6 protein-coding genes are annotated in these 7,276 nt (G+C 73.4%); 4 read left to right on the forward strand and 2 right to left on the reverse strand.

Annotation, left to right across the window (positions count from 1 at the left end; all coding sequences use genetic code 11):
• The first annotated feature begins 150 nt into the window (after positions 1-150).
• Complete coding sequence (locus ACIBTS_RS26475; protein WP_399322620.1) at positions 151-1,158, forward strand: tellurite resistance/C4-dicarboxylate transporter family protein; 1,008 nt, start codon at positions 151-153, stop codon at positions 1,156-1,158.
• Positions 1,159-1,618: 460 nt separating this feature from the next.
• Positions 1,619-2,710, forward strand: a complete 1,092-nt coding sequence (locus tag ACIBTS_RS26480; RefSeq protein WP_399322621.1) for an NlpC/P60 family protein — start codon at positions 1,619-1,621, stop codon at positions 2,708-2,710.
• Positions 2,711-2,757: 47 nt separating this feature from the next.
• On the opposite strand, the gene ACIBTS_RS26485 is transcribed toward ACIBTS_RS26480, so the two are convergent.
• A complete protein-coding gene (locus tag ACIBTS_RS26485) occupies positions 2,758-3,528 on the reverse strand; it encodes a LuxR C-terminal-related transcriptional regulator (RefSeq protein ID WP_399322622.1) in 771 nt (256 codons plus the stop codon).
• Positions 3,525-4,853, reverse strand: coding sequence for an ATP-binding protein (locus ACIBTS_RS26490; RefSeq protein WP_173877696.1), 1,329 nt, complete (start codon positions 4,851-4,853; stop codon positions 3,525-3,527). The genes ACIBTS_RS26485 and ACIBTS_RS26490 overlap by 4 nt, the downstream gene beginning before the upstream one ends.
• 143 nt (positions 4,854-4,996) lie before the next feature.
• Here ACIBTS_RS26490 and ACIBTS_RS26495 point away from each other — a divergent pair, with 143 nt between their 5' ends.
• Both ACIBTS_RS26495 and ACIBTS_RS26500 read left to right on the forward strand, forming a co-directional pair.
• Positions 4,997-6,571, forward strand: coding sequence for a PspC domain-containing protein (locus ACIBTS_RS26495; RefSeq protein WP_399322624.1), 1,575 nt, complete (start codon positions 4,997-4,999; stop codon positions 6,569-6,571).
• Positions 6,558-6,815 (forward strand): hypothetical protein, encoded by a 258-nt coding sequence (locus tag ACIBTS_RS26500; RefSeq protein WP_399322625.1) that lies wholly within the window; start codon positions 6,558-6,560, stop codon positions 6,813-6,815. The genes ACIBTS_RS26495 and ACIBTS_RS26500 overlap by 14 nt, the downstream gene beginning before the upstream one ends.
• Positions 6,816-7,276: the final 461 nt, after the last annotated feature.

Genomic DNA, 7,276 nt, shown 5'->3' on the forward strand with positions numbered 1-7,276 from the left:
CTCACCACCACCCCTGGCGCGCCCCTGGGCACCCCGCGCGCAGGGGCTGCCCGCGCGCCCCTCCCCCGCGCCTGCACCCCGCGCGTATTTCTGGTCGCCCGCGCGCGTGCCCCACTCGTGGGCTGTGTCGTGCTCCTTAGCATCGGGCGCATGCCCGGCTCCTCGGCTCGTCCCTCGCCCGCGCCCTCTCCCGGCTCCGCTCTCCGCCTCTGGTGGGCGCGGAGGCCGCCGACGGCCGGGTCCGCGGTGATGGCGACCGGGATCATGTCGGTCGGCCTGCACCTCACGGGATACGACGTGCTGTCCCGCGTCACTCTGGCGATGGCGGGCGTCGCGTGGGCGGCGCTGGCAGCCGACTTCGTCGTCCGCCTGCTGCGGGCGCCTGAGCAGTGGCTGGCCGAGGCGGGCACGCCGGGGGCGCTGACCGCGGTGGCGGCGACGACCGTGCTCGGCACCAGCCTCTGCGCGCTCGGCCGGCGGACCCCGGCCGAGGCGCTGCTGGCGCTGGCGGCGGTGCTGTGGCCCGTGCTGTTGGTGACCGTCGTACGGCGGTGGAGGCGGGGCATGCCCGGGACGGTGTTCCTGGGCTGCGTGGCCACGCAGGGCCTCGCCGTGCTCGGAGCGGCCCTCGCCGCGGCGGAGTCCGCGGCCTGGCTCGCGCACACCGCGCTCGTGCTGTTCGGGCTCGGGATCGTGCTCTACTGCGTCGCCCTGGCCCTGTTCGACCTGCGCCAGGTGGCCGAGGGCCATGGGGACCAGTGGATCGCGGGCGGCGCCCTCGCCATCTCGGCACTCGCCGGGGCGAAACTCCTCGCGGCCGACGACGGGGACCTGTATCTGTGGAACGGCGACGACACCGGTGTCCTGCGCACGGTGACCGTCGCGCTGCTGGTGCTCGACCTGGCCTGGTGCGCCGTCCTGCTGATCGCCGAGGTCGCATGGCCCCGGCCGCGCTACGACGTGCGCCGCTGGGCGACGGTGTTCCCGCTGGGGATGACAGCGGCGGCGGCCCTGTCCGTGGCCGCCGCCGTCGACGTCCCGGCGCTCGAGGGACCGGGGGAGGTGCTGCTGTGGGTGGCGGTGGCGGCGTGGCTGGTCGTCGCCGCTCTGGCACTCGCCGCGGCCCGTGCCTCCGTCAGGTCCAGAGCACCGCGATGAAGCCGGATGCTAATCAGCCGCCCCCGAGCCGCCCGACACCGGCTCTCCCTATGGCATGTGCATATATGCGCTCCATAGCACCCGCCGCTCCGAAGGTGTCCCGGAACCACCGCTTCGGTCAGCGCGCCGCGCGAACCTGACGTACTCGGCCCGGATTGTCGGACACATACGGTCACCCGGCAGTCCGCTCACGTCACTTCCGTACTTCGCGTTACCGACCCGACATAGACCGGCCTAGCGTCCTCCCCCAGGTGACCGGCTCCCCACCGCCGCCCGGGCCAGGGGCGGCAGTCGGCCACCACCGCCGAGGAGTCCGGCGGCGTCCTGCTCCCCCGTGCGGGTCGTCGCCGGACGCGTCAGCCGCTCCCCTCGAGGCCGTCCGTCCGCTCCCCCCACGGCGGTCGCCCGGTAGCCGTGGGAGGACGGACGAGGCGGTCGTACGAAAGGACGTGCAGTCCCAGTGGCAGCGCACCGCAAGCCCCGACAGCGCTCGCTCGGCGGCCAGACGGCCCGTACGGCGTTCACCCTCGCCCTCGCGGGCGCGGCGACGGCGACGGCCTTCGACGGGACCGGACAGGCCGAGCCGAACCTGACGTCGGCCCAGGTCAAGGCGAAGGTGGCCAAGCTGTACCAGGAGGCGGAGGAAGCCACCGAGAAGTACAACGGCGCGCAGGAGAAGGCGAAGTCGGCCGAGCAGCGGCTGGTGACCCTGCGCGACGAGGCGGCGCGCAAGGAGGAGAAGCTCAACTCGGCGCGGGAGGCGCTGGGTTCGATGGCGGCGGCGCAGTACCGCAGCAGCGGACTGGATCCTGCCGTGCAGTTGGCGCTCTCCGACGACCCCGACCGGTATCTGGACGGCGCCGTCTTCGTCGAACGGGCCGGCGATCGCCAGTCCGCCGCCGTCGCCGGGGTCCGTAGACAGCTGCGGGAGATCGAGCAGTTGCGCGGCGCCGCGCGCGTCGAACTGACCTCGCTCAGGGCGCGGCAGGCCGAGTTGAGGACGCACAAGAAGACGATCACCGACAAGCTGGACGCGGCACGCCGTCTGCTGTCCCAGCTGACGGCGGCGCAGCGCTCCCGGATCGGTGAGGGAGCCGGCGGCACCACCACGGCCGACCGCGCCTCACGCGCCTCGACGGCCGGACGCGCCGGCCTCCAGACACCCGGCTCCGCCACCGCCACCGCCACCGTTGACGCCCCCAACTCGCGTGCGGCAGCGGCCGTTTCCTACGCGTACTCCAAGCTCGGCAGCCCCTATGTGTGGGGCGCGACCGGGCCGAACGCCTTCGACTGCTCAGGCCTCGTCCTGGCTTCGTACCGCTCCGCCGGTGTCTCCCTCCCCCGCACGACCTACGCCCAGATCGGTGCCGGGCAGCGGATCTCCCGCTCCGAACTCCTCCCGGGCGACCTGGTGTTCTTCTACTCCGGCATCACCCACGTCGGCCTCTACATCGGCAACGGCCAGATGATCCACGCTCCGAACCCGTCGGCCCCGGTGCGCGTCGCCCCGATCGACGAGATGCCGTTCGCGGGCGCGACCCGAGTGGTGTGAGCCCCTCGGTCTTCAGCCGTGACCGCCCCTCGGCGACGCCGCGTCCGTCACACCAGCCGCCGTGCCGTGGCCCACCGGGTCAGTTCGTGACGGTTGGACAGCTGGAGCTTGCGCAGCACCGCCGAGACATGCGACTCGACCGTCTTGACGGAGATGAAGAGCTGCTTGGCGATCTCCTTGTAGGCGTAACCACGGGCGATGAGCCGCAGGACCTCACGCTCACGCTGGGTGAGGCGGTCCATGTCCTCGTCGACCGGCGGCGCGTCCGTCGAGGCGAACGCGTCGAGGACGAACCCGGCGAGACGCGGCGAGAACACGGCGTCGCCCTCCTGCACCCGGAAGATGGAGTCGACCAGATCGGTCCCGGTGATCGTCTTGGTGACATAGCCTCGGGCACCGCCGCGGATCACCCCGATCACGTCCTCCGCCGCGTCCGACACGGACAGGGCGAGGAAGCGCACCGGCTGCTCGGCGTCGGCCATCAACGGGGCACAGCGGCGCAGCACTTCCACCCCGCCGCCGCCCGGCAGGTGGACGTCGAGCAGGACCACCTCGGGCCGGGTCGCGGTGATGACGGTGACCGCCTGGTCGACGTCCGCCGCCTCACCGACGACCTCGACGCCGGTCTGCTCGGTCTGGCCGATCTCGGCCTGTACGCCCGTACGGAACATGCGGTGGTCGTCGACCAGGACCACGCGCACGTGGCGCCCGCCCGTGCCGTCGCCGGAGGCCTTCGCCGGCGCGGCCGACTCCGTTGCCCCCGCTACTCCCGCCGTGCCGTTCGTCTCGGTCGGATCGCTCTCGGTCGGATCGCTCATGACGTCTTCTCCGCCCTCTCCATCTCCAGCTCGACCTCCGTGCCGCCGCCCGGGACCGCCCGCAGCCGCGCCGTGCCGCCGTTGCGCTCCATGCGGCCGATGATCGATTCTCTAACGCCCATGCGGTCGGCGGGTATCGAGTCGAGGTCGAAGCCGGGTCCGCGGTCACGGACGGACACGAAGACCGTCCGGCCCTCGACCTCGGCGTAGACCTGCACGGCGCCGCCCTCGCCACCGTACTTGGCCGCGTTCACCATCGCCTCGCGCGCGGCCTGCATCTGTGCGCCGACGCGGTCGTCGAGCGGGCAGTCGCCGACGACCACGACCTCTATGGGGACGCCGTGCTTGTCCTCGACCTCGGCTGCGTTGCGCCGCACCGCGTCGGCGACCGTGGTCGGCTCGTCGGCCTCCTCCTTGCCGGTGCCCTCGGGTTTGTAGAGCCAGGTGCGCAGGTCGCGCTCCTGGGCGCGGGCGAGTCGGCGTACCTCCCCGGCGTTCTCCGCGTTGCGCTGGATCAGGGTCAGGGTGTGCAGCACCGAGTCGTGGACGTGGGCGGCGACCTCCGCGCGTTCCTGAGCGCGGATGCGCATCAGGCGTTCCTCGGAGAGGTCCTGCGTCATACGGACCAGGTAGGGACCGGCGAGAAGCGTGATGCCGACGATCACGGCGAGCGCCGCCTGCAGAACGGAGCCGAGGTGGGCGGCGGAGCCCTGCAGGACGAAGGTGCCGGAGACGCCGGCGGTGACCAGCAGGACACCGGCGCCCGCACGCAGAAGCGTGAGGGTACGGCGCCTGCGGCCGACCTCCACCCAGCGGGCCCGGCGCGCGTTGTCCGCCTGACGCCAGACGAGGGCGACGCCCGCGCCGACGAGGACGGCGGGCAGGAGGTAGGCCTTGGCACCGCTGCCCAGATTCACGTTGCCCACGAAGACCATGGCGACGACGACCATGAGGAGCAGGGCGACGATCTGCCCCTTGTCCGGCTTGCGGGCGACGAGTCTGCGGCGGCCGTCGGGCGCCGTCTCGGTGGCGACGAACGCCGGCGGCTTCTGATCGCCGACGCCGCCTATCCCGAGCGGCACGAAGAACCAGAAAGCCGCGTAGAGCAGGGCGCCGAGGCCGTCCGCCATGAACAGGCCGACGAAGACGAGCCGCACCCACACCACGGGCAGCCCGAGGTGCCCGGCGAGCCCTCGCGCCACGCCACCCAGCCAGCGTCCATCACTGCTGCGGTAGAGCTTGCGCGGGGGCCGCGGTTCGACGAGTGGCGCTGCTGCGGCTTCCGGCATGCCAACGATGGTCACACGGGGGCCGTTGCCAGGCATCAGGGTTCGCCCCCGAGACGCCCCTGATCTTCGCGGCCCTCCCAGGTCGAACACCTCCCCTGCCCCGGATCAGGGCCGATATCAGGGTCCGACCAGGGTCATTCCGACTGCCGCGGGGGCGGCTCTCCCGCCACCATGGAGTCATGACAGATCACCAGCACGCCGCGGACGCCGTGCCCGACGGGGGCACCGCGCCCGACGCGGCCGCCCCGTCCCCTGGCTCCCCGGGCGCCGCGGGTGAGAAGCCTCGCGCGCACGAGCGGGCGGGCGCGCACGGAAAACAGGGAGACCGCGAAGGACACCGCCCGTCCGGGGAAACAGAAGCCAGGACCGAGTTCAGGACGGCGGCCGAGGCGGCGGCCGAGGCCGCGACAGCCGCCGGGGCGCGGACCGCTGCGTCGGGCGGGGCAGCGGCCGAAACGGCGGCCGACACGGGAGCCGTCGGTGTTCCGCCCAGATTCCGTCGGAACCGGGAGCACAAGGTCCTCGCCGGGGTGTGCGCGGGCCTCGGGCGGCACTGCGACATGGACCCGGTGATCTTCCGCATCACCCTCGCCGTGCTCTCCGCGACCGGCGGCATCGGCCTCATCTTCTACGGCTTCGCCTGGCTCTTCGTCCCCTACTCCGACGACGGGCAGAACGAGGTGCGCAAGCTCCTCACCGGCCGCGTCGACGGCCAGGCCCTCGCGGCCGTGCTGTTCGCGCTGGTCGGCTGCGGGGTGTTCCTGTCGATGCTGAACAACGGCAGCGTGCTGACCTTCGCCGTCGTCGTCTCCCTGCTCCTCGCGGGCGCCGGGTACTGGTCGCGGAACCGGGACTCCTCCGACGCCGACCCGCTCTCCGCGCAGGCCGTCGCCGACGCACCGCCGGAGGCCCAGGCGCCACCGGCCCCCACCGGCTACCCGTCCTGGTGGCGGGACCCCATAGTCAAGGACGGCACGCACGACGGCGGCACGGGCTATCTGTGGGGGCCGTGGGACGCCCGCGGCCGGGACATCACGACGGCCATCAACGTCGACCTGATCGGCCACACGCACCGCCCCGAGGGCATACGCACCCGGCGCGAGCCGTCCGCCGGACCACGCGGGCCGCGCTGGATCGGCGGCTGGCTCTTCCTGCTGGCCGTGCTCGCGGGCGGCCTCGTCACCCGGCTCGCGTGGGACGATCATCCGCTCGGCACCAGCCTGCAGGCCGGCCTGGCGGCGGCGCTCATCGTGCTCGGCGTGGGCATCGCGGTCAGCTCGTTCCTGGGGCGGACGGGGGCGGGATCGGTGTTCCTGGCGATCGTCACGGCGGGCCTGCTGGCCGGCACGGCCGTCATACCGAAGGACATCGGCACACACTGGATCGACATTACGTGGCAGCCGACGGCGGTGGCGGACGTCAGGACGGCCTACGACCTGGGCTCCGGTGAAGGCACGCTGGACCTGTCCCGGCTGGACGTGGTCAAGGGGCAGACCGTGAGCACCAACGCCGAGGTGGGGGCGGGCCGGCTGCGGGTGATCGTGCCGCGGGACGTGACCGTGAAGGTGAGGATCGATGTGGGGCTGGGAGACATCCAGCTTCCGGGTGACGACGAGAAGGACGTGGACGTGCAGCCGGGCAAGCACAAGGAGGTGACCCTGTCGCCGCTCTCGGGCAAGGCGGACGCCGGGACGATCGACCTCGACCTCCAGGTCGGAGTCGGACAGGCGGAGGTGGCCCGTGCTGCGTCATGAGTTCCGGCCCGGCAGGCTGGTCGCCGGCGCCTTCTTCGCCCTCGCGGGCGTCATCTACGCGGGTGACGCGGGCGGCCTCTGGGAAACGCCGTGGTTCGTGGTGATCCCCGTCGTCGTGGCAGGCCTGTGCCTCGCGGGCGCGACGGGCGTCGTGGCCCGGACCATACGCAGACGACACGGCCCGTCCCGCCACGCCGCCGCACCCGGGACCGGCCCCGGCGCCGACACGGACACAGCCCTCTAACCGCCGGCCCACAGGGCCACCGGGTTACAGGACCGCCAGGCCCCCAGGCCCTCGCAGGCCCGCAGGCCGCCGGGCCGGAGAGCCGCCACGCTGCTGGCGGCTGGCTGCGGCCTCCCGTGCCGTACGGGCGCGGGGCCGCACAGCCGCCGGCAACCCGCCCAGGCGGCCGTACAGACACAGGGCCGCAGGTCCGCCAGGCCGGCGTGCCTTGCGGCCGGCGCAAGGCCACCCGTGCCCTGCGGCCGTATGGCCGGCCGCCGGGACGCCCGGCTGCACGGCCATACGGGCACAGGGCCGATGGGCCAGGTGGGTTGCGTGTCGCGGGAGGCCGGTGGGGTCGACCGGGTCGGCCCGTCGGCCGGTGGGCCGGTGGGCCGGTGGGCCGGTGGGCCGGTGGGCCGGTGGGCCGGTGGGCCGGTGGGCCGGTGGGCCGGTGGGCCGGTGGGCCGGTGGGCCGGTGG

The sequence above is a fragment of the Streptomyces sp. NPDC050121 genome, assembly GCF_044460385.1.
GTDB lineage: Bacteria > Actinomycetota > Actinomycetes > Streptomycetales > Streptomycetaceae > Streptomyces > Streptomyces soliscabiei.